General features: G+C 60.6%; 20 protein-coding genes. 9 read left to right on the forward strand and 11 right to left on the reverse strand.

The features are described from left to right. Positions 1-81: 81 nt before the first annotated feature. Complete coding sequence (locus Q0859_RS08855) at positions 82-336, reverse strand: hypothetical protein (RefSeq protein ID WP_299149904.1); 255 nt, start codon at positions 334-336, stop codon at positions 82-84. 330 nt (positions 337-666) lie between these two features. Between Q0859_RS08855 and Q0859_RS08860 the strand changes: the two genes are divergently transcribed. Then, on the forward strand, positions 667-1464 hold the full coding sequence (locus Q0859_RS08860) for a helix-turn-helix transcriptional regulator (protein ID WP_299149906.1): 798 nt from the start codon (positions 667-669) through the stop codon (positions 1462-1464). Positions 1465-1467: 3 nt separating this feature from the next. Here the strand turns inward: Q0859_RS08860 and ilvN are convergent, their stop codons facing one another. The 5 genes from ilvN to Q0859_RS08885 all read right to left on the reverse strand — a co-directional run bounded on the left by ilvN (position 1468) and on the right by Q0859_RS08885 (position 7011). After that, complete coding sequence (ilvN, locus tag Q0859_RS08865; RefSeq protein WP_299149907.1) at positions 1468-2028, reverse strand: acetolactate synthase small subunit; 561 nt, start codon at positions 2026-2028, stop codon at positions 1468-1470. A gap of 33 nt (positions 2029-2061) precedes the next feature. Continuing rightward, the gene (locus Q0859_RS08870; protein ID WP_299149910.1) at positions 2062-3813 is read right to left on the reverse strand and encodes an acetolactate synthase 3 large subunit; all 1752 of its coding nucleotides are present in this window, start codon (positions 3811-3813) and stop codon (positions 2062-2064) included. 283 nt (positions 3814-4096) lie between these two features. After that, the gene (locus Q0859_RS08875; protein WP_299149914.1) at positions 4097-4882 is read right to left on the reverse strand and encodes a methyl-accepting chemotaxis protein; all 786 of its coding nucleotides are present in this window, start codon (positions 4880-4882) and stop codon (positions 4097-4099) included. Between the two features lie 51 nt (positions 4883-4933). Further along, a complete protein-coding gene (locus Q0859_RS08880; protein ID WP_299149916.1) occupies positions 4934-5581 on the reverse strand; it encodes a response regulator transcription factor in 648 nt (215 codons plus the stop codon). Continuing rightward, positions 5578-7011, reverse strand: a complete 1434-nt coding sequence (locus Q0859_RS08885) for a cache domain-containing protein (protein ID WP_299149919.1) — start codon at positions 7009-7011, stop codon at positions 5578-5580. Before Q0859_RS08885 ends, Q0859_RS08880 begins: the two co-directional genes overlap by 4 nt. A 251-nt stretch (positions 7012-7262) precedes the next feature. Here Q0859_RS08885 and Q0859_RS08890 point away from each other — a divergent pair, with 251 nt between their 5' ends. The 3 genes from Q0859_RS08890 to Q0859_RS08900 all read left to right on the forward strand — a co-directional run bounded on the left by Q0859_RS08890 (position 7263) and on the right by Q0859_RS08900 (position 11888). Next, complete coding sequence (locus Q0859_RS08890; protein ID WP_299149922.1) at positions 7263-8348, forward strand: TRAP transporter substrate-binding protein; 1086 nt, start codon at positions 7263-7265, stop codon at positions 8346-8348. Between the two features lie 148 nt (positions 8349-8496). Continuing rightward, complete coding sequence (locus Q0859_RS08895; RefSeq protein ID WP_299149924.1) at positions 8497-9471, forward strand: TRAP transporter small permease subunit; 975 nt, start codon at positions 8497-8499, stop codon at positions 9469-9471. A gap of 62 nt (positions 9472-9533) precedes the next feature. Further along, the gene (locus tag Q0859_RS08900; RefSeq protein ID WP_299149926.1) at positions 9534-11888 is read left to right on the forward strand and encodes a TRAP transporter large permease subunit; all 2355 of its coding nucleotides are present in this window, start codon (positions 9534-9536) and stop codon (positions 11886-11888) included. 172 nt (positions 11889-12060) lie between these two features. Here Q0859_RS08900 and Q0859_RS08905 read toward each other — a convergent pair whose 3' ends face one another. From Q0859_RS08905 to Q0859_RS08920, 4 genes are all read right to left on the reverse strand, one after another. Next, positions 12061-12879 carry an arginyltransferase gene (locus tag Q0859_RS08905; RefSeq protein WP_299149929.1) on the reverse strand — a complete coding sequence of 273 codons (819 nt, stop codon included), beginning with the start codon at positions 12877-12879 and terminating at the stop codon, positions 12061-12063. Between the two features lie 69 nt (positions 12880-12948). After that, positions 12949-13383 (reverse strand): RDD family protein, encoded by a 435-nt coding sequence (locus tag Q0859_RS08910; protein ID WP_299149931.1) that lies wholly within the window; start codon positions 13381-13383, stop codon positions 12949-12951. 54 nt (positions 13384-13437) lie between these two features. Beyond that, positions 13438-13845, reverse strand: a complete 408-nt coding sequence (locus Q0859_RS08915; RefSeq protein WP_299149934.1) for a DUF2852 domain-containing protein — start codon at positions 13843-13845, stop codon at positions 13438-13440. Between the two features lie 144 nt (positions 13846-13989). Then, positions 13990-14457, reverse strand: a complete 468-nt coding sequence (locus tag Q0859_RS08920; protein ID WP_299149937.1) for a YbaK/EbsC family protein — start codon at positions 14455-14457, stop codon at positions 13990-13992. 76 nt (positions 14458-14533) lie between these two features. Between Q0859_RS08920 and Q0859_RS08925 the strand changes: the two genes are divergently transcribed. From Q0859_RS08925 to Q0859_RS08945, 5 genes are all read left to right on the forward strand, one after another. Further along, positions 14534-17296 (forward strand): glutamine-synthetase adenylyltransferase, encoded by a 2763-nt coding sequence (locus Q0859_RS08925; protein WP_299149938.1) that lies wholly within the window; start codon positions 14534-14536, stop codon positions 17294-17296. Continuing rightward, positions 17293-17571, forward strand: a complete 279-nt coding sequence (locus Q0859_RS08930) for a hypothetical protein (RefSeq protein WP_299149940.1) — start codon at positions 17293-17295, stop codon at positions 17569-17571. Before Q0859_RS08925 ends, Q0859_RS08930 begins: the two co-directional genes overlap by 4 nt. A 128-nt stretch (positions 17572-17699) precedes the next feature. Continuing rightward, positions 17700-18356, forward strand: coding sequence for a DUF6778 family protein (locus Q0859_RS08935; protein WP_299149941.1), 657 nt, complete (start codon positions 17700-17702; stop codon positions 18354-18356). 39 nt (positions 18357-18395) lie between these two features. Then, positions 18396-19607, forward strand: a complete 1212-nt coding sequence (locus Q0859_RS08940) for an RSP_2647 family RNA methyltransferase (protein ID WP_299149943.1) — start codon at positions 18396-18398, stop codon at positions 19605-19607. Continuing rightward, on the forward strand, positions 19604-20152 hold the full coding sequence (locus Q0859_RS08945) for an RSP_2648 family PIN domain-containing protein (RefSeq protein WP_299149945.1): 549 nt from the start codon (positions 19604-19606) through the stop codon (positions 20150-20152). Before Q0859_RS08940 ends, Q0859_RS08945 begins: the two co-directional genes overlap by 4 nt. Here Q0859_RS08945 and Q0859_RS08950 read toward each other — a convergent pair. Next, positions 20149-20838: a M48 family metalloprotease gene (locus Q0859_RS08950; protein ID WP_299149947.1), complete on the reverse strand. Its 690-nt coding sequence runs from the start codon at positions 20836-20838 to the stop codon at positions 20149-20151. The two genes, Q0859_RS08945 and Q0859_RS08950, sit on opposite strands and share 4 nt — an antisense overlap. Positions 20839-20868: the final 30 nt, after the last annotated feature.

The raw sequence follows: 20868 nt of genomic DNA on the forward strand, positions 1-20868 counted from the left end.
AGCATAAGCGCGCGTGGACAGGCGACATGTGGAATTTCGACAGCACTTTGTCGTTCACGACATCGCAAGTAAGGAGGCAGTTCAGCCGCGCAACTGGTGCGCCGTCTCGCGATTTGGCAGTGCGCGTGTGGCGTGGGCGATGCGAAAGGGGATGATTTCAGCGGTCTTGCTGGCACCAACAACGCCTTCAGACATCGAGATGGCCTGCAACTCATCGCGCAACTCGGTGCCTGTGCCCTGACGCAAACGGATCGCGTTGTGAGCCAGGCGCATGTTGCGGCTGGCCTGAACATCAAATTCGACAACATCGCCCACGTCAAAAAATGTATCGGGCAAGTGAACCGCGTCTGGGCTGGACAAAAATGCAAGATCGCCCTGATCCTCACACCAGATGACCGCCTTTTGGTCGGCTGCGTCGCTCCAAAGAATTACACCAATCATAGTTCTACCCGAAGTTGACTAAGCCCCATAAGACGCATTTCTTCCCGGTGTTGACATGGTTAACTCAGCACCGCGCGCTTGCATTTTGTGTCCATGGGAGTAAACTTTAGATGCATTTCAGCATCAATACTGACGCGAACTAGCGTCACCTTCGTGGAAATGCCTTGTTATGTGTATCAAGTTAACGGTTTCCGCGCAGAGAATGAGATTGAAGAAGAGTTATAAATGGCGGAAGCGCGACGATCACCGGCGGAATTGCGCAGCATGTTTGGGGCAAATTTGCGGATTCTTGCTCAGTCCTATCCCTCAATTTCCGAATTATCGCGGCAGTTGGGCATCAATCGTACGCAATTCAACCGATACCTGTCCGGCGAGAGCTTTCCGCGCCCTGACGTGCTGGCCCGGATTTGCACGTTCTTTGAAGTCGATGCGCGCGTTCTGCTTGAGCCCGTGGATGCAATCACCAAACGCAGTGGCCCGCTGACCGGGGATTTCCTGCGGAATTTCGTCGGGGCCGGGGTTGATGACGTCGAAGAGGGGCTGTTTCCGTCCGGGTTCTACCGCTTTTCGCGCCGCAGTTTTCTGGATCACGAACGTTTTGTAAGCGGGCTGGTGCGTGTGTTCCGCCAAGGCAACGCCACCTTTATCCGTGGATACGAGGCTCGCGCGGCCATGATTGCCCAAGGCTTGGCGCTGACCCGCGACGCGCGCGAGTTCCGCGGTCTGGTCTTGCGTCAGGAGGAAGGGGTTGCAGCCCTGATTTCGCGCAAAGGGGCGATGACGGCCTCGTTCAATTTCCTGAACCGGGTGACATCGTTCGAAAACAACTACTGGGTTGGATATGTGGCGCGCACCGTGCGTGAAACGCCGGGCAGCGACCGGGTTGTGCGGATGGTTTACGAACATCTTGGCACCAATATCGGACGCGCCAAGCAGGCGGGCAAAGCGGGCGGGTATTGCGGTATCGAAGATCTGCTGCCGTTTCACCAACGCCTGCTGCAAGCGGACGCGCCGTTTGGCTGACGCCTAGTCGCCGCGGGGCAGGGCCGCAACGCCGGTCCGGGCGACCTCTGTCAGCCCAAGCGGGCGCATGAGGTCCGCAAAGGCGTCGATCTTTTCAGGTGCGCCGGTGATCTCGAAAATGAACGTCTCAAGCGTGCTGTCAACCACATTGGCGCGGAAAATATCCGCAAGCCGCAGCGCCTCGACCCGTTTGTCGCCTTGACCGGCCACCTTGAACATCGCCAATTCGCGTTCGACCGAGGGGCCCTCGACGGTCAGGTCGTGGACTTCGTGAACGGACACGATGCGGCCCAGTTGCGCCTTGATCTGTTCGATCACCTGCGGTGTGCCGGTGGTCACGATGGTGATGCGGCTGAGGTGACCTTGGTGATCCACCTCGGCCACAGTCAGGCTTTCGATATTGTATCCACGCCCCGCAAACAGCCCGATCACGCGGGCCAGCACACCGGGTTCGTTTTCGACCAGCACGGCAAGGGTGTGCTTTTCGATCACGTCCGAAAAGGTGGGGCGCAGGTTATAGGCGGAATGGCTGGTAGAGCCTTTTTTGAGCTTTAGAGCGGACATATCTGTTCCTTTCCAATCCTTTATGGCGCGGTTTTAAACCAGCACCGACCCTTTGGCGTCGATCACCCCTTGGGTGTCCGCCTCGCCAAGCAGCATTTCGTTGTGGGCCTTGCCCGACGGGATCATGGGGAAACAGTTTTCGTGCTTTTCCACCAGACAGTCGAACAGGACCGGGCCATCGTGATTGATCATTTCCATGATCGCATCGTCCAGATCGGCGGGGTCGGAACAGATAATGCCCTTGGCCCCGAACGCCTCGGCCAGTTTCACAAAGTCGGGCAGGCTTTCGGACCAGGAATGCGAATACCGCTCGCCATGCAGCAATTCCTGCCACTGGCGCACCATGCCAAGCCGTTCGTTGTTCAGGATGAACTGCTTGACGGGCAGGTTGAACTGCATCGCGGTGCCAAGCTCCTGCATGTTCATCAGCCAGCTGGCTTCGCCCGCGACATTGATTACGAGCGCATCCGGGTGGCCCATCTGCACCCCGATCGAGGCCGGAAAGCCGTAGCCCATCGTGCCCAGACCACCGGATGTCATCCAGCGGTTGGGATCTTCAAAGTTGAGGTATTGTGCGGCCCACATCTGGTGCTGGCCCACTTCGGTGCAGATATAGCGGTCGTGATCCTTGGTCAGCGCCTCAAGCCGGGCCAGCGCGTGCTGCGGTTTGATGGTCTTGGGGCCTTGCTTGAACTTCAGGCAATCGACCTTTTTCCATTCCTCGATCTGACCCCACCATTTGGCAACGGCGGCTGAGTTGGTCTTGCGCCCGCGTGATTTCCAGACCTTGAGAATATCCTCAAGCACATGGCCCACATCGCCCACAATCGGGATGTCCGCCTTGATCACCTTGTTGATCGAGGAGGGGTCGATGTCGATATGCGCCTTTTTCGACCTGGGGCTGAAGGCATCGATGCGCCCGGTGATCCGGTCATCAAAGCGCGCCCCGATGTTGATCATCAGGTCACAGTCGTGCATCGCCATGTTCGCCTCGTAAAGGCCGTGCATGCCGAGCATCCCCAGCCAATGCTTGCCTGATGCCGGATAGCAACCAAGGCCCATCAGCGTCGAGGTGATTGGAAATCCGGTGGAGGACACAAGTTCGCGCAACAACTGGCTGGCTTCGGGCCCCGAGTTGATCACGCCGCCCCCCGTGTAGAACACAGGGCGTTTCGCGACTTCGAGGGCGGCGACCAGCTCGGTGATTGCCTCCATGTCGCCCTTGACCTGCGGCTGATAGTGCGAGGTCGAGGGTTTGGGCGCGTTGTAGCTGCCGGTGGCAAATTGCACGTCCTTGGGAATGTCGATCAGCACAGGACCGGGGCGACCCGAGGTGGCCACGTGAAATGCCTCGTGGATCACGTCCGACAGTTTGTCGGTCTCTTTCACCAGCCAGTTGTGTTTGGTGCAGGGGCGGGTGATGCCGACGGTGTCGGCCTCCTGAAAGGCGTCCGAACCGATCATAAAGGTCGGCACCTGGCCTGTCAGCACGATGATCGGGATGCTGTCCATCAACGCATCGGTCAGCCCCGTGACCGCATTCGTGGCACCGGGGCCCGAGGTCACAAGGCACACGCCGGGCTTGCCCGTGGCGCGCGCATAGCCTTCGGCGGCGTGCACGGCGCCCTGTTCATGGCGCACGAGGATGTGCTTGATCGAGTTCTGCTGGAACACCTCATCATAGATCGGTAGGACAGCGCCCCCGGGATATCCGAATACTGTGTCCACGCCCTGGTCAATCAGGGCTTGAACCACCATTTTCGCTCCGGTCATTTGACGTGTCATATCCGCGTGCTCCGATGTTGCGGTTTGTCGTTTTCGCATAAAAAAACCTCCGGGTTTCGGAGGCGCATGGGGTCAGGTCTGGATGTCCGTTACCGGCCCATGCGTCTATTTCCAATAATGACGACTAGAGATGTCATTGCCGTAAGGCCTTTCATTGCGTGAGCGGACACTATGCGCGCCCAAAAGGAGCGTCAACAGTCAAACGGCTGAAAAATGTGTCGTGGGAGGGAAAAAATGCGACATATTATTACGCGCGAGTGTTGGTCAGCGTAATTTCACACAATTATGTTGGTGATTTCACCACATCGCGCGCGGTTTGTCGGGTTGCGTGGGTCATTGCGGCGATATCATTGCGCGCCGTTGTGGCCAGCATCTGGATTTCTTCGGCCAGTGTTTTGAATTCAACCGCGATCACCCCAAGCCCACGGCCTGCATCCCCGACGCGCGCGGCCTCAACCGAGGCATTGAGCGAGACAAGCCGCACATGTTTGCCGATATGTTCGAGACGGGTCAGCGTCTTGGTGATCGCTGTGCCTGTGGCGGCTGCCTTGTCGACCTCGGCATGGCGCTGGCTGTCAAGATCGGCCCACATCCCATCGCAGAACGACGTCACCATTTCAAAGAACCCACCCCGGCCCACGGTAAAATGCACCGTCAGCGCGCGTTCCAGTGCGTTGATGTCATCACTTGCGGCGGCATCGCACAGGTCACGTGTCAGATCGCGCATCCTGGTGAAGGCGGCCACGTCCCTGGGGCGGTTCTTGCCATGTGTCCCGATCCATTGACACACCTCGTCAGGGATGTCGCGATTGGGGTCGCGCCCGTTCACCAATGCGGTTGCGCGGGCCAGTGCGTCCGCCTGTTCGTTCAGGATCCGCAGCCAATTGGCGCGGGTGTCGGCATCCTCGGTTCTGGTGGGGTGTTTGCGAAACAGATAGGCCCCGAACAGCGCCGAGCGGATGGCCCGTGCCCGTGACGTTGCGATCAGGTCAATCGCCTTGCGACGCTGCGCAAACAGCGCCACATCGTCACCTTCGCGGTGAGGGTGCAGGATCGGGTCATGTTTCATGCCCTCCAGTTAGCGCAGGGGACGTGAATATTTCGTTAGCTTGGGTGCGCTTTACAATGCGTGGCCCGTGCCCTGCAAAACCCCATGTTCCAACGCATAGCGCGTCAGCCCGGCAGTCGACGAAATCCCCAACTTGCGTTTGATGTTCTTGCGGTGCGTTTCAACCGTGCGCACCGAAATATCGAGGGCTGTTGCGACTTCCTTGTTGGACAGCCCTTGGGCCAGTTGCAGCAGGATCGTCTGTTCGCGCCCTGTCAGCGCGCCGGGCACATCGCTGCTTTTGGGTGCAATGGCTCCTTCGGCCCCGGTGCACAGATACCGCTCGCCGCGCATCACCGCCTTGATGGCTTCGGCGATTTCATCCGTTGGCACATCCTTGAGCAGATAGCCCATCGCGCCGTGGCTGAGTGCGGAGGATATATATTCGGGGCTGTCATGCATCGACAGGATCAGCACGCGCGTGCCGGGCCGCTGTTCCAGCACCAGTTCGGTTGCTGTCAGCCCACCCATTTCGGGCATGTTCAGATCCATCAGGATCACGTCCGGATCCAATGCGTCAAGCTGATCGACCACCGCGCGGCCCGTGCCGAGGGTGCCGACCACATGCAAGCCGTCGTGATCTTCGAGGACAGACTGGATGCCTTGGGCAACCATCGGGTGATCATCAACGATCAGGACGCGGACTGGGGGGGTGTTCATGCGCGGGCGTGCTCCTGTGTCGGAGGGATGTTTTCTTCGGGGGGCAACAGGTGGGTGAGGGGGACGGTGGCCTCGATCACGGTGCCGGGGCCGCCGTTCGGGCTGGACAGAATGCGCAACTGGCCGTCGAGCTGTTCGACCCGTTCCTGCATATTGCGCAAGCCGATCCCGGCGGCGCGCCGACTTTGGGCGCGATCAATGCCCACACCATCATCTGAAATCCGCAAGGTGGCCCCGCGTTTGTGGCCACGCAGGTCGACCGAGACTTTCGTGGCCCCGGCGTGGCGTTCGATATTGGTCAGCGCCTCCTGGGCGATACGATACAGTGCGATCTTGGCGTCCGGGTCCAGCCGATTGCGGAACACCACCGTGTTGAATTCGATCTCGGTGCCCGTGCGGCTGGCAAAATCCCCGACCAGCGTCTTGAGAGCCGGGCCGAGCCCAAGGTCATCGAGTGCGCCGGGACGCAGGTCACGGCTGATCCGGCGAACCTCGGATATGGCGGTGCCCAGATGTTCGATCCCCTGATTGAGCGGGGTTGCGGCATCGCCCGCGCCCTTATCGACCCGACGCCGCGCGCTGTCGAGCGCGTAGCGCACGCCCACGAGGATCTGGCTGATTCCATCATGCAATTCGCGCGCCACACGACCCCGTTCTTCTTCCTGCGCGTCAAACACCCGTTGGGTGAGGCGTTTCAACTTGGCATCCGCCAGACGCCGTTCGCGGAAATTCAGCGCCATGCCCGAGGCGAACACCAACAGAAGGGCTGCGAGGGTGATTGCGGATATGTAGTAGAACGTGCGCTGCACGCGGCGTTCCACATCGGCGCGTGCCTCGGCCACAGAGGTCAGCACGTCGTCGATGAACACACCTGTGCCGACCGCCCACCGCCATGACGGGAACGAGGTGACATAGGTGATCATCTCAGCCTCTTGCCCGGTTGATGGCTTGGGCCAAAGGTGGGTGAGATAGCCATCACCCTGACGCGCGATTTCGATCAGGCTGGACACCACGGGTGTGCCGCGGCTGTCCTTCAACCCTGTCAGATCGCGATTGATCATGTCGGTCTGGCGGGGGTTTACCAAGGCAGTGCCGTCATAGTCGTAGACAAAGAAGAACCCCTCGTCCCCGTAGATCATCGCCGACAGGATCTGGGACACCTGATCCTTGGCGGCCTGATCGTTGGGTGCGGCAGAGCCGTAGATAAAGTAAAACCCGTTGCGGGCCTGAGTGACGTAGTTGCGCAATTCGCGCTTCTTGGCCTCGATCAACTGGGCCTCGAGCGTCTGGATTTCGCGTTCGGCCAGGGCGCGGGACTGGACCGCGACCAGCACGGCAATGGCGGCCACCGCAAGGATCAGCGGGACGGCTGCCACAAGGGACAGTTTTTGCGCATAGCTGAGGCGCAGGGTTGGCAGAGAGGCGTTCACCCGCGATTCGATACGATGAAAGAGCGGCGAATCATAGGGTGCAGGCGGGAATTGGTCGCGCTAACAGGACGGTGATTTGACAGCAGAGGCCCGGAATTGGATCAATTTATTGACCGGAAATGCAGTTTTGCCAAGTTTCTACGCAGTACTAGGTATTCCCTATCGCCAACCCTTCGCTAGGGTAGCGCCACTCGACTTGATCCGCCCGCGACCGGGTAGGGTCAGGCATTATAATTGGGAGGAGTATCTCTATGGATCGTCGTTCATTTCTGAAGACATCTGCAATGGGTGGCACCGCAGCCGCCGCAACCACTCTGGCCGCACCGGCCTATGCACAGGGCAAGCGGACCCTGACAATGGTCACATCCTGGCCCCGCGGCTTTGCGGTTCTGGATGACGCGGCCACGTATCTGGAAACCTATGTCAGCGAAATGTCGGACGGTCAGCTGACCATCGACAAGAAAGCCCCGGGCGAACTCGTCGGCGCATTCGAAGTGTTTGACGCGGTGTCCTCCGGTCAAGCCGACATGTACCACTCGGCTGATTACTATTTTATCGGTCAGCACCCCGGTTATGCCTACTTCACGGCCGTGCCCTTCGGCGGCACCGCACAGGAAGTCACCAACTGGTACGAGCACGGCGGCGGTCAGGAACTGCACGACGAGCTTGGCGAAATCTTCAACCTCAAAGGTCTGCTGGCGGGTAACTCCGGTTCGCAGTCCGGTGGCTGGTTCCGCAACGAGATCAACTCGGCGGACGACTTCAACGGTCTGAAATTCCGTATGCCGGGCCTTGGCGGTCAGGTGCTGGGCAAGCTGGGTGCATCGATCCAGAACATCCCCGGCGGCGAGCTTTATCAGGCGCTGTCCTCGGGCGCGCTGGACGGCCTTGAGTGGGTTGGCCCAATGGCCGACGAACGCGCGGGTTTCCAGGAAGTGGCGAAAGTCTACTACACCGCCGGTTTCCACGAGCCGGGTTCGGCGCTGGCCTCGTCGGTCAACCTCGACGTCTGGAACGACCTCACGCCACAGCACAAGGCGCTGCTGCAGGGTGCCTCGCGCGCCACAACGCACGTGCAGTTGTCCGAAACGCTGGCCAACAACGGTGCGGCCCTTGCCCGTCTGCAACAGCAGGGCGTCAAGACCCTGCAATTCTCGGACGATGTCTGGGATGCGTTTGGCACGGCATCCGCCGAAGTCATGGACGAAAACATGGGCGACGAACTGTTCGCGAAAATCCGGGCCTCCTTCGAGGAAAGCCTCGCGACGTCCGCAAGCTGGATCAACAAGTCCGACGGCTACTATGTCGAACAGCGCGTGCGCGTTCTGGGCGGCTAAGCCCAAGATACGAAAGAAACAAGGGGCCCCTGACACCGGGGGCCCTTTTGACACAGATCAAGGCTGTTGCTGAGGCACCGTGCAATCGGTCCAGACCTGCAAGAGCCAGAGCGTTCGGAACGCATCCGAATGCGGGAGAGGGACACCAATGAGCGACGCGATACCCTGTACAGGGTTTTTCCGAGCCGACCCTGCGGTCGAGGATTCAATCAGCTGTCTGGATCAGTTTCAGTCCAGCGGTGTTTTGCAGTTCATCAGCGGCAATTTCCTCGAAGCCCTCTACAATATTCCAGCAGCTCTTCTTTCGCCGGGGCTTTGGCTTGACTGGTCCAACAAGGAAGCAATCATGCGGTTCGTCTATTATGGCGGCTCGGTTGAGTTCTTCTTTGCCATTGCGACGGTTGTTCTGGTGATCACGGTCATCGGCATGATCCGCAACGAATTCCTCTGGGGGGTCGTGCGCGTATGCGAAGGTTTCGCCAATGGGACGGGGCGGCTGTTTGCATGGGCGGGTCTGCTGATGGTGCTGCAACAGATCATCATCGTGTTCATGCAGCGTATCTTTACCCGGCCTGATATCTCGATCGGCTTCGGCATTCCGATGCAGTTCGATATCTCCTGGTTTGCTGAAGAGTTGAAGCTTTACAATGCGTTGGTCGTCTGCCTTTGCGTGACCTACACATTCGTGCAGGGCAGCCATGTGCGCGTCGATCTGGTCTATGCCGCTGTGGGCCACCGGGCCAAGCGGGTGATTGACATGTTCGGGGCGCTCTTCTTTATGGTCCCGGCTGCCGTTTTGATCTGGCTTTATGGCTGGTTCTTCCTGTGGCGTCACCTGATCGTGCCAAAGCCCTCGGCATCGGACACGCTGGACCGGTTGCTCGCCAAATCGCGCGCGCTGCGTTGGAACGTGGAAACCATCGGGTTCAGTCCCAACGGGTTCACCGCTTACTTCCTGTTCAAGATCCTGCTGATTGCGTTCACGGCGCTCGTGTTGATCCAGGCAATCTCGTTCTTTTACCGCTCTTATCTCGAGTGGAAGGAAGGACCCGAGAGCGAAGGTAAATACCTTGATCGGGACACCTTGGGCGAGGGCGAAGAAGCCTATGAGGGCACCCACTGATGCGCCCCGTTCTGATGCCCGCCCGCAGCTTGCGCGCCACATACTTACAAGGACTATAAGCGATGTTGTTTGGACTTGATGGCGTAGAGATCGGCCTGATCATCGTTTTCATCTGCCTGTTTGGCGGTATCCTTTCGGGGTTCCCGGTGGCCTTTGCCATTGCGGGGGCCGGGGTCATTTCCTTCGGGATCATTGCAGCACTCGACAGTGCGGGATTGCTGATCCACCAGGCGATTGATCAATCGAGCCAGGCCTACAGGGATCTTGTGAACTCCGGGGTGAAGCCGGACACGATATCTGTGTTCCGTTTCCCGGACCTGCCGCGCATTGGTGAGCCGGTCTTTCCCTCGGGTTGGGAAACTGCGCTGGATCGCAACGTATCCTTCGTTGTGAACCGCATGAACGAGCGGGTCCTTGCGGGCCAGTCGATCGAGACGCTGCTGGCTGTTTTGATGTTCGTTCTGATGGGCATCACGCTGGAACGCTCCAAGATCGCGAACGATTTGCTGACCACCATGGCGCGCGTGTTCGGCCCGCTGCCCGGCGGTCTGGCCGTGTCCATCGTGGTTGTGGGCGCATTCCTTGCGGCTTCGACCGGGATCGTGGGTGCGACTGTTGTGACCATGGGCCTGTTGGCCCTGCCAACCATGTTACGCAACAACTATTCACCCGAGATTGCGACCGGGGTCATCGCAGCCTCTGGCACCCTGGGGCAGATCATTCCACCTTCCATCGTGATTGTTCTCTTGGGCACATTGGCGGGTGATCTCTATTCTGCGGCGCAAGAGGCGCGCGCGCAAACAGCGGGATGCACTGACGCACTGACATATCTGGGCGAACCTGCGGTTGTTTCGGTGGGGACTTTGTTCCAGGCGGCGTTGCTGCCCGGTATTCTGCTTGCGCTGCTCTATGCGCTTTATGCCTTTGGCTATGCGCTCTTGAACCCCGAGAAAGCCCCTGCGGTCGAAATGGGCACCACCAATGCGGAGCCGATCACCCGCAACGAGGCGTTCACTTGGTTTCTGGGCGCGCCTGTGCTGATCATTGTGGGCACGATCCTTCTGGGCAATCTGAACATTGTGGGCAGCCAGTCGACCACCGTCTCGTCCTTCTCTGATATCGGTCAATCTGCAAGCCTGCGCACCAATGTGGGCCCTGAATGCCAGGCCGCCATGATTGAATTGCACGGACAGGCGGCGTGGGACGTCGCAGTCGCGCAGCAGGAAGAGATTGCGGCTGCCGGAGGCGTCACCCAGTCCACACGTCTGTCCGAAAAGGACCTTGCCAGCGCCATTCAGAACAAGGTCGATGCGGCGGCACCCATCGGCACGGGCACTGCGATCCTGTTGATCCTGCTTGCGTTGATCCTGACGACTGCCCGTGGCATCGCACCCAGCCATGATGCGCGCCCGCTGATCATTGGCGGGGTGGGGGTCGTGTTGGCCTTGCTGGTTGATATCATCCTTGTGGGGCCGCTGAATACATCCGGGTATTACGTGGTCGTCATGGTGATCCCGTTCATCCTGATCATGTACGGTGTGGTCGAGGCGGTGAAACGCTGCGCCAGGAACGAGCTGATCCGCGTGGTCTTTCCGCCGCTGATCCTGATCGTCGCTGTTTTGGGTTCGATCCTTGGCGGGATCACCAATCCGACCCCGGCCGCGGCCCTTGGGGCAGGGGGTGCCATCATGCTGGCAGCCTATCGCAAGCTGGCGGATCTGGATCGCAGCCCCAAGGTCATCATCTGGTCCACGCTCGCGATCATCATCTGTATCCTGGTGGGCGTGAATTTCGATCTGCGCATCAACCAGAGTACCGTGACTGTCCAAAGCTGGATTGCCTTCTTTGTGGCCTATGCGGCCTATCTTTATGCGTTGTTCGGGTTGTTGTTCAGTTGCTACATCCTGTGGACGTCGGGGGTGCTGGCCCCGGTGGTGCGCGAGACGGCCAAGGTGACCTCGATGGTGTTTACCATTCTGATCGGCTCGCAACTGCTGAACCTCGTGGTGATCTCCTTTGGGGGCGAGCATTATATCCAGCAATTCCTCAAGTCCTTTGACAATGAGTTCACCGTCTTTCTGATCGTGATGCTGGTCTTGTTTGTCCTCGGCTTTGTGCTCGATTTCCTCGAGATCATCTACATCGTGATCCCGATCGTGGGCCCTGTGATTTATGGCGGTACGTTTGATCCCAAATGGGTGACGATTATGATTGCGGTGAACTTGCAGACCTCATTCCTGACGCCGCCTTTTGGCTTTGCGCTGTTCTATCTGCGCGGGGTGGCCCCGAAGGAAGTCACGACCGGCCACATCTATCGTGGGATCATTCCGTTCGTGTTGATCCAGGTGGCGGGGCTGGCCCTGTTGTGGACGTTCCCCGGTATTGTCACGATCATTCCGGACTTGATTCCGAACTGATCCGAACATGATCCAATTGAAAAAGGGCGGCCCCTGCGGGTCGCCCTTTTGTTTTGTTTTATTGATAGAGCGCTGACGCGACTTGGTTTTGTTAGGCGCGCAAGCGCGCGAGGGGCTTTGCCCCCGTCCTTGCGGACTCCCCCAGAGTTTATCTTGCAAGATGAAGGTGGGATCAGCGCGTGGGCCGGGTGTCGGGCAGCGAGATATTGGCCACCTGTTCGGCGATCGGATCGTTTGAGAGCGGGTGCGTGTCGGGGTGGAAGTTGTCGGGATCGGCCATTTTTTGCCAGCGTCCGCCCAGGTAGACTTCGAGCCCGGAGAATTTTGATTTGTAGTCCATCTTTTGGCTGCCGGCCACCCAATAGCCGAGGTAGACATAAGGCAGGTTCGCCTCTTGGGCGATGCGCACATGGTCCAGGATCATATGCGTGCCAAGCGAGCGTTTGGCCATGTCGGGTGCATAGAAGCTGTAAACCATGCTGAGCCCATCGGTCAGCACATCCGTCAGGCTGACGCCGATCAGTTCTCTGGTTTCTTTGCGGGTATATTCAACGACCCGGCTGCGAATGGGGGTCTCTTCGATCATGGCAGCGAATTCGAACACATCCATATCCGCCATGCCGCCATCTGCGTGCCGGCTGTCGAGATAGGCCCGAAAGAGTGCGTATTGATCTTCGGTGGCCCATGGCGATGTGGCGCGCCGGTTGATGTCGGCATTGCGGTTCAGCGTGCGCCGCTGGCTTTTGGTGGGCGCAAAGGCAGACACATCGATCCGTGCCGACAGGCAGGCCGAACATTCTGCACAGGACGGCCGGTAGAGCACGTTCTGCGAGCGGCGAAACCCCTGCTGGCTGAGACTGTCATTCAGCTTTTCCGCATTCTCCCCTTGCAGGGCCGTGAACAGCTTACGCTCCATCCGCCCGTCCAGATACGGGCAGGGCTGCGGGGCCGTCACATAAAACTGAGGCGCAAGGGGGAGCGTGTGGCGCATATCATTCCTGACAGGGTACGCGCGGATGATACCAGCGCCACGCGGCGAGGCAAGTGTGTAAACCGCGCCTTACGTGCGGGCACGGCGGTTCATCGCGGCTGTGCCCAGCACCACATCACTCAGTCCCTGACCGCGGTTTGATGTGGCCATCAGCACGACCGAGATCAGCTGCAAGGGTGCCACGGCCCAGCTGAGCGTGTACCCAAACGTGTGCACAAAGGCCTGACCTAGATTGAGCCGTGCGCCTGCGGCGTCGCGGATTTCGATGGCCATCAGCCGCATGCCCCATGTGGCGGATCCGGTGGTCAGCGTGATCACCCGGTAGATGAAACTGACAATTGCCGCGAGGCCGAAGAAAAAGAACAGCCCGATGAAGGCGGTAAAGGGTACGATAATCAGCGACAGGATCACAATCACCACCGTGTCCACCACCCACGCCAAAAGCCGCTTGCCAGCGACGTCGCGGTAGAACTGGGGCTGTGTGACGGGGTCGGCGAGGTGCATGTTCGGGTCTCCGTGCGGGGATGCGCGACCCCGGCGGGGCCGCGCGGTTATCTATCAATCCTCGGCGCTGGCCGCTTTGGCACGCTCGTCCATGAACTGATCGAACTCTGATTTGTCCTTGGCGTCGCGCAACCGTTCGAGAAAGGATTCGAAGTTATGCTGCTCTTCCTCGAGTCGGCGCAAGGTGTCTGCCTTATAGGCATCAAAGGCCGAGTTGCCGGTCGAGCGCATGGTGCTCATCGCGTTGCCCATGCGCCGGGTGCTGCAGGATTTCGAAAACATGCGTTTGCTCCAGATCATGTAAAACAGCAGGGCGAGGCCAACGGGCCAGAAGAAAATGAACCCCAGAACCATGGCCGCGATCCAGGCCCCTTTGCCTTTGTGGTCAAGCCAGGCTTCGGTTTTGCTGAACCAGCTGCCCGAGTGTGTTTGGGCGGGAGGGTTTGTAGACATGGACGTCATTTTCGGACCTTTCGCGTGAGCGGGGCCTCTTTCGCCCCTATGGCTGTTATGTCGGTTAATGTGAATGTGCTTCACATACTCAAAATTGGGATGTTGGGTCGATCTTGCAAGGGCTAATGTAAATCTTTTTCACATGAAACTTGTTTAAGCTGTGAAATCAGCGGGTTGGCTGCCCGAAATTGCGATCAAATCGGCGGGTTTTGCGCTGAAAACGTGATGCGGGGTGCCTGCCGCCGCCCAAATCACCTCAAATTCCGCCAGTTTGGGGTCAAAAAACGCGCGGATCGGCGACAGATGCCCGACGGGTGATACGCCTCCGATCGCAAATCCGGTTTGGGCCCGGATCAGGGCCGCGTCCGCTTTTCCCAAGGGCTCGCCCGCCAAAGCGGTCGCTTTGTCCGCGTCGACTTTGTTACCCCCGGCGGTGACGAACAACAGCGCCGTGCCGCTGGTTTCACCGCGAAAGATGATGGACTTGGCGATCTGGTCGATCTCGCAGCCGATGGCCGCGGCCGCATCTGCCGCCGTGCGTGCAAGCGGGGTTTCCAGAACCGTGGTGTCGATGCCTGCTGCGTCCAATGCCGCGCGCACCCGTTTCAGACTTTTGCTCATGCGGGGAAGGTGGCGGGAAACGCGGTGGGCCACAAGACCCATTGACGGCGCGTGGGCACGCTTTGATGGTGAGCAGATGCGATTGACCGATGCCATCACCCGCTTGCCGCGCCCCCATAACCCCGAACGGGGGGCGGAGGCTGTGGAGAGCCTGCCGGATATGACGGGATCGGTGCGCGACCTGATCCGGGGGGCGGCGGGGTGCAGCCCCTACCTTGCCGGTCTGATCGCGCGTGAGGCGGCGTGGCTGCCGGGTGCGCTTGATGATGTAGAGGCGGCCTTGCACGCGGCCCTTGAACCGCCAGAGGGTGATCTGGACGCGCTCAAGCCTGCGTTGCGCCAGGCCAAGCGTCGGGTCGGTCTGCTCGCTGCGCTGGCGGATCTGGGGGGCGCGTGGTCGCTCGAGCAGGTCACGGGTGCGCTGACCACTCTGGCCGATATGGCCTGTGACAGGGCCCTCAAGGCGGCCCTTGCCCGACAGGTGCAGCGGGGCAGGCTGGCTGATCCGGATGCCGGTCTGTTCGTCCTGGCCATGGGCAAGATGGGTGCGGGCGAGTTGAACTACTCTTCGGATATCGACCTTGTCTGCCTCTTTGATGAAACGCGCCACGCGCCCGACGCCTATGCCACGGTGCGCAAGGCCTGCGTGAAGGCCGTACAGGACATGTGCGCCTGCCTGAGCGATCTGACGGGCGAAGGGTATGTGTTTCGCACCGATCTGCGCCTGCGCCCGGACCCTTCCGTGACACCAGTGGTTCTGTCGACTGCCATGGCGGAGCGATATTACGAAGGGTTGGGGCGCACATGGGAGCGTGCCGCTTACATCAAGGCGCGGCCCTGCGCGGGGGATATCGCCGCCGGAGAGCGGTTTTTGAAGGAATTGCGCCCGTTCATCTGGCGGCGTCATCTGGATTTCACGGCCGTGCAGGATGCGCATGACATGCGCCTTGCCATCCGCGAACACAAAGGGACGGGCGGGCCGATCACCTTGCCTGATCACAACATGAAACTGGGGCGCGGCGGCATTCGCGAGATCGAGTTTTTCACCCAGACCCGGCAGTTAATTGCCGGAGGGCGGGACAGGGACTTGCGGGTGCGTGGCACGGTCGAGGGCTTGGCGCGACTGGCCGAAAAGGGCTGGGTGCCGCCCCATATCGCCACCGAACTCAGCGATCACTACCGCTTTGAGCGTACGGTGGAACATCGCGTGCAGATGGTGCGCGATGCACAGACCCACAATCTGCCCGGCTCGGACGAGGGGTTTGACCGGCTGGCCGATATGATGGCGATGGAGCGCGCCGATCTTGAGGTGGAATTGCACACACGCCTTGCCGCCGTGCATCAGGAGACCGAAGGCTTCTTTGCCCCCGGCGATCAGCCTACAGCGCCAGTGCCGGCGATGGATCCGGCCATGCAGGCCCGCTGGCGCAACTACCCGGCGCTGCGCAGCACGCGTGGGGCGGCCCTGTTTGACCGGATCGAACCCGTGCTTGTCGAACGGTTGTCTCAGGCCGCCAAGCCGGAGGAGGCATTTGCGGCTTTTGATCGCTTTCTGGCGGGGCTGCCTGCGGGGGTGCAGTTGTTTGCGCTGTTCGAGGCGAACCCGCAACTGGTCGATCTACTGGTTGATATTGTCGGCACCTCGCGCGCGCTGGCCCAATACCTGTCACGCAATGCGGGCGTGCTGGATGCGGTGATAGGGGGGACGTTCTTTGCGCCATGGCCGGGCCAGTTTGCGCTGCACCTTGAGGCAGCGGCGCGGATGGAGGCCGAAACGGATTACGAGGCCAAGCTGGACGCGATCCGGGCTTGGGCGAAGGAGTGGCACTTTCGCATCGGGGTGCATCACCTGCGCGAGTTGACCACCGCCGAAGAGGCCGGTGTGCAATATGCGGACCTCGCCCGCGCGGCCCTCATCGCGCTTTGGCCCGAGGTGCAGGCGCAGTTCGCACGCCGCTATGGCCCGCCGCCGGGACGCGGTGCGGTGATTGTGGGAATGGGCAGTCTGGGGGCGGGGTTACTGACGACCCATTCGGATCTGGACATCATCATTATCTATGACGCAGATGGGATCGAAGCCTCGGACGGGCCACGCCCGCTGCCTGCGCGTACCTATTACGCACGTCTGACCCAGGCCATGATCACCGCGATCACGGCGCAGACCGCACAAGGGCGGCTTTACGAGGCGGACATGCGGCTGCGCCCCTCGGGCAATCAGGGGCCGGTGGCGACCAGTTGGGCCGCCTTCCAGAACTATCAGATGAACGAGGCGTGGTTGTGGGAACATCTGGCCCTTGTGCGCGCAAGGGCGATTGCGGGGCCGGACGATCTGGCCGCAGATATAGACGCCTTCCGCCAGACTATTCTGTCCCAGCCCCGCACCGGGGCTTCTGTGATGGCGGACCTGCGCGACATGCGCACGCGCATTGCACAGGCCAAATCGGCCCAAGGGGTGTGGGACGCCAAGACCGGGCCGGGCCGGATGCTGGACATCGAACTGCTGGCGCAGGCGGGCACAGTGCTGAGTGCAGACACATGTACGGATGTGCAGGGCGGATTGCGGGCCTGCGTCGCTGCGGGCCTGCTGAGTGACGCAGACGCGCAATCTCTGGCCACGACCTATGCGATGTTGTGGCAGGTTCAGATGGCCGCGCGGCTGCTCAGCACCGGGCCGGTGCGCATCGAAGATGTGGGCACCGGGGGCTTGGGCGTGTTGATGCGTGCCACCGGGGCCACAACCCAACATGCGGCCGAGGCTGCATTGACCCGGGCCCATGCCCAATCCGCCGCCATCATCGCACATGCGGTGGGGGACCCCGAGACAAAGGCAGAGCCATGATCCACAAAGGTAGCATAGACGATCCCAAGGGCCTGATCTTTGAATCCTACCGGATTGACGGGATCACCAAGCCCGAGTGCCGCACCATTTTTCTGGACTGGGCGTTGAGCCTGCCGGGGGGGCAGGCCCCCAATGAGGCCATTACGCGATTGCTGGAAACCTACAGCACCGACCACCCGGATCATCCCATGACCGATGTGCTGCGCGAGGGGCAAACGGGGCCAGCCAACCCGCGCAGGCGGGGTGGCTGGCGGGGGCGCAACAGGCCCAATTGAGCGCAAAACGCCCCAAAACAATCCTGCATTTGAAACAATATTGTCTCAATTCCGCCTGAATTCCCGTGGAAGTTAACGGCGAGTTAACAGATGCGCGGGGAGTCCCTCGTGCGGATCGGAGACACGACATGACACGTATTAAACTGGTTCTGCTTCTTGCACTGGGTGGCCTTGTTTCGGCTTGCGGAAACACCAACGTGGCAACACGCAACGCGCCCTTTGACGCGCCTCGACTGGGCGCGACACCTCAGGTGCAACAGGTCCTGCCGCTTGGCGCGGTCCGGGTTGAGGACGTGACAGTGCGCGTGCCCCGCAGCCTCACCGTTTCTGAGGCGAACCGGTACCTGCCCAAAAGCGATATCGTCTGGCGCGATGACCCCATCGGGGACCGTCACGCACAGGTCGGTGCGATCTTTTATGAGGCGATGACGCGCGGCACCGCAGCCCTTGATGGCGCGCGGGGTGTTGCGCTCGATATTGAAGTGCTCCGCTTTCATGCCCTGACCGAAAAGGCGCGCTACAGCTTTGGCGGCGTGCACAACATTAACTTCAAGTTGACATTGCGCGACGCCGAAACCGGCACGCTTCTGGCCGAGCCACGCATGGTGCGTGCCGATCTCGAAGGGTTCGGTGGTGATCAGGCCATCCAGGCCGAGGCCCGCGGTCAGACCCAAAAGGTGCGCATCACCGACCATCTGGCCGAAGTGATCCGTCAGGAACTGACCCAGGCCGAGGGGTTTCAGAACCCGCAACTGGGTTTCATTCAATCCCTGAACCAAATCTGACCTTTCGCAGATCATCACAACACACTAGAGGAGGGCGCTATGACAGCGCCCTCACTTGTTTCTGACACCCGCCCCGTAATTCGCCTGCGTCCAAAGATGGACCCGCGCCGCATCCGCCATGGCTTCCCCTGGGCTTACGCCAATGAGGTGGTGACCGACCGGCGTACCAAGGCGCTTGCGCCCGGCACGTTGGCGGTGCTTGAGGACGAAAACCGCAGCCCCATGGCGCTGGTGGCCGTCAATCCCGCCTCGAAGATCATCGCGCGCGTTGTTGATATGGATGTGACCGCGACTGTGGATGTGGCGTGGTTTGCGGCCCGCCTGCGCCGCGCGCTGTCCTTGCGCGACCGTCTTTATGATGCCCCGTTTTACCGTTTGATCCATGCCGAGGCGGATGGGCTGCCCGGTGTTGTGATCGACCGCTTTGGCGATCTGTTGGTGATCCAGCCCAATGCTGCCTGGGCCGATACCCGGATCGAGATGCTGGCGCAGGCCGCGCAAGAGGTGACGGGGGCGACGACACTGATCAAGAACGCTGGCGGGCGCGCGCGCAGCCTTGAAGGGCTGGATGACGTGACCGTCGTGCTGGCGGGCGAGATGCCAACCGCTCCGATCCCGGTGCCGATGAACGGGGCCACCTATATGGCTGATATCGCGAGCGGGCAGAAGACCGGCCTGTTCTTTGACCAGCGGCCCAACCACGCGCTGACCAAGCAGATGTCCAAGGATGCCCGCGTGCTCGATGTGTTTTCGCATGTGGGCGGCTTTGGGTTGGCGGCTCTGGCTGGTGGGGCCGCGTCTGCGCTGTGCGTGGATGGGTCAGCGCCCGCGCTGGAGTTGGCGGCGCATGGGGCCGGGGCGATGGAGGCAAGCGACCGGTTCGGGACGCGCAAAGGCGATGCGTTCGATATACTGACAGCCCTTGGCGAAGAGGAGCAAAAATTCGATATCGTGGTGTGCGATCCTCCGGCCTTTGCACCTGCCAAACCCGCGCTCGATGCGGGCCTGCGCGCTTATGAGCGTGTGGCACGGCTTGCCACGCCCCTGGTATCCGAGGGCGGCATTCTGGTGCTGTGCAGTTGTTCGCACGCGGCAGACCTTGCGAAATTCCAAAGTGCATGTGTGCGCGGCATTGGCCGTTCGGGGCGCAGTGCGGCCCTGATCCACAGCGGTGCGGCTGGCCCGGACCATCCGCTGCTGCCGCAACTGGCCGAAACCGGATACCTCAAGGCGCTGTTCTTCCGCCTATGAAAATCCTGATCGACGCCAATGTGCTTTATCCCACCGTCATGCGCGAGGTGGTGTTGGGCGTGGCGCGCACGGGCCTTTTTACGCCGCAATGGTCGTCCCGCATTCTTGAGGAATGGGCACGTGCTGCGGCGAAACTTGGCCCCGAGGGCGAGGCGCAGGCGCGCAGTGAAATCGCCATCCTGAATGCCGCGTGGCCAGGGGCAGAGGTGCGTCACCCGCTCGAGTTGGAAAACCGGCTGTGGCTGCCCGATCCCAATGACGTGCACGTGTTGGCCTCTGCCATTACCGGATCCTCCGATGCGATTATGACGGTCAATGCCAAGGATTTCCCGCGCAATATCCTGACCGAAGAGGGGCTGGTGCGTGTTGATCCCGACAGCTACCTGCAAGGCTGCGCCGAGGCGAACCCCGATCGCGTTGCGCCCGTGGCACATGCGGTGCTGGCCGAGGCCCGCCGCCTGTCAGGCGAGGATTGGACCCTGCGCGCGCTTATGAAAAAGGCCCGTCTGCCCCGTTTTGGCAAGGCTATCGAACGGCTCGGTTAGGACGGGATTTGCCATTTGGCTTCAAGGTCCCGCAATGCCTTGATCCGCTGTTCTGTCCTCGGGTGGCTCATCAGCCATGCGGGCGCAGCGCCGGAATTGGATTGGGTCAGCGCCTCCAGCTTTTCAAACAGGGAGATCTGGGGAGCAATACCAATCCCCGCCTTGGTCAGCAGGGCGGCGGCATAGGCGTCGGCCTCGTATTCATCCCCGCGCGACAGGCGGGCGGCGAGCAGCGTGGTCAGGCCGTTTGCAATCCACACCCCGAGGCCCGGAATGAAACGTGACAGGATCATCGTAAGGGCTGTGCGCAGCGCATTTTGCCCGGAAAAGTCGATTATACGGCGGCGGCTGTGGCCCAATGCGACGTGCCCCAACTCATGCGCGATCACGCTGGCTATCTCTGCGGCGGACACGGCACCGATGCGGAACTTGTTGTAAAACCCGCGGGTGATGAAAATGCGCCCATCGGGTGCGGCCAGCCCGTTCACGGGCTTGATTTCGTAGATGTAGACCTTGATCCGCTCAATCTCCAGTGCGCCCGCAAGTTGGTCACACATCTGGCGCAGCATCGGATCGGCAAGTTCCGTTGATTTCTCGTCCAGCTCCCGGCTCGTGCGCCAGACCGAAAATCGATACATCGCGAGGCCGTAGGCCAGTGCGAGGAGAATGGGAAGCACCTTGATCATGGATCAGATATGGGGCCGGGCAGGGGGCGC

Source organism: uncultured Tateyamaria sp., assembly GCF_947497045.1.
Taxonomy (GTDB): domain Bacteria; phylum Pseudomonadota; class Alphaproteobacteria; order Rhodobacterales; family Rhodobacteraceae; genus Tateyamaria.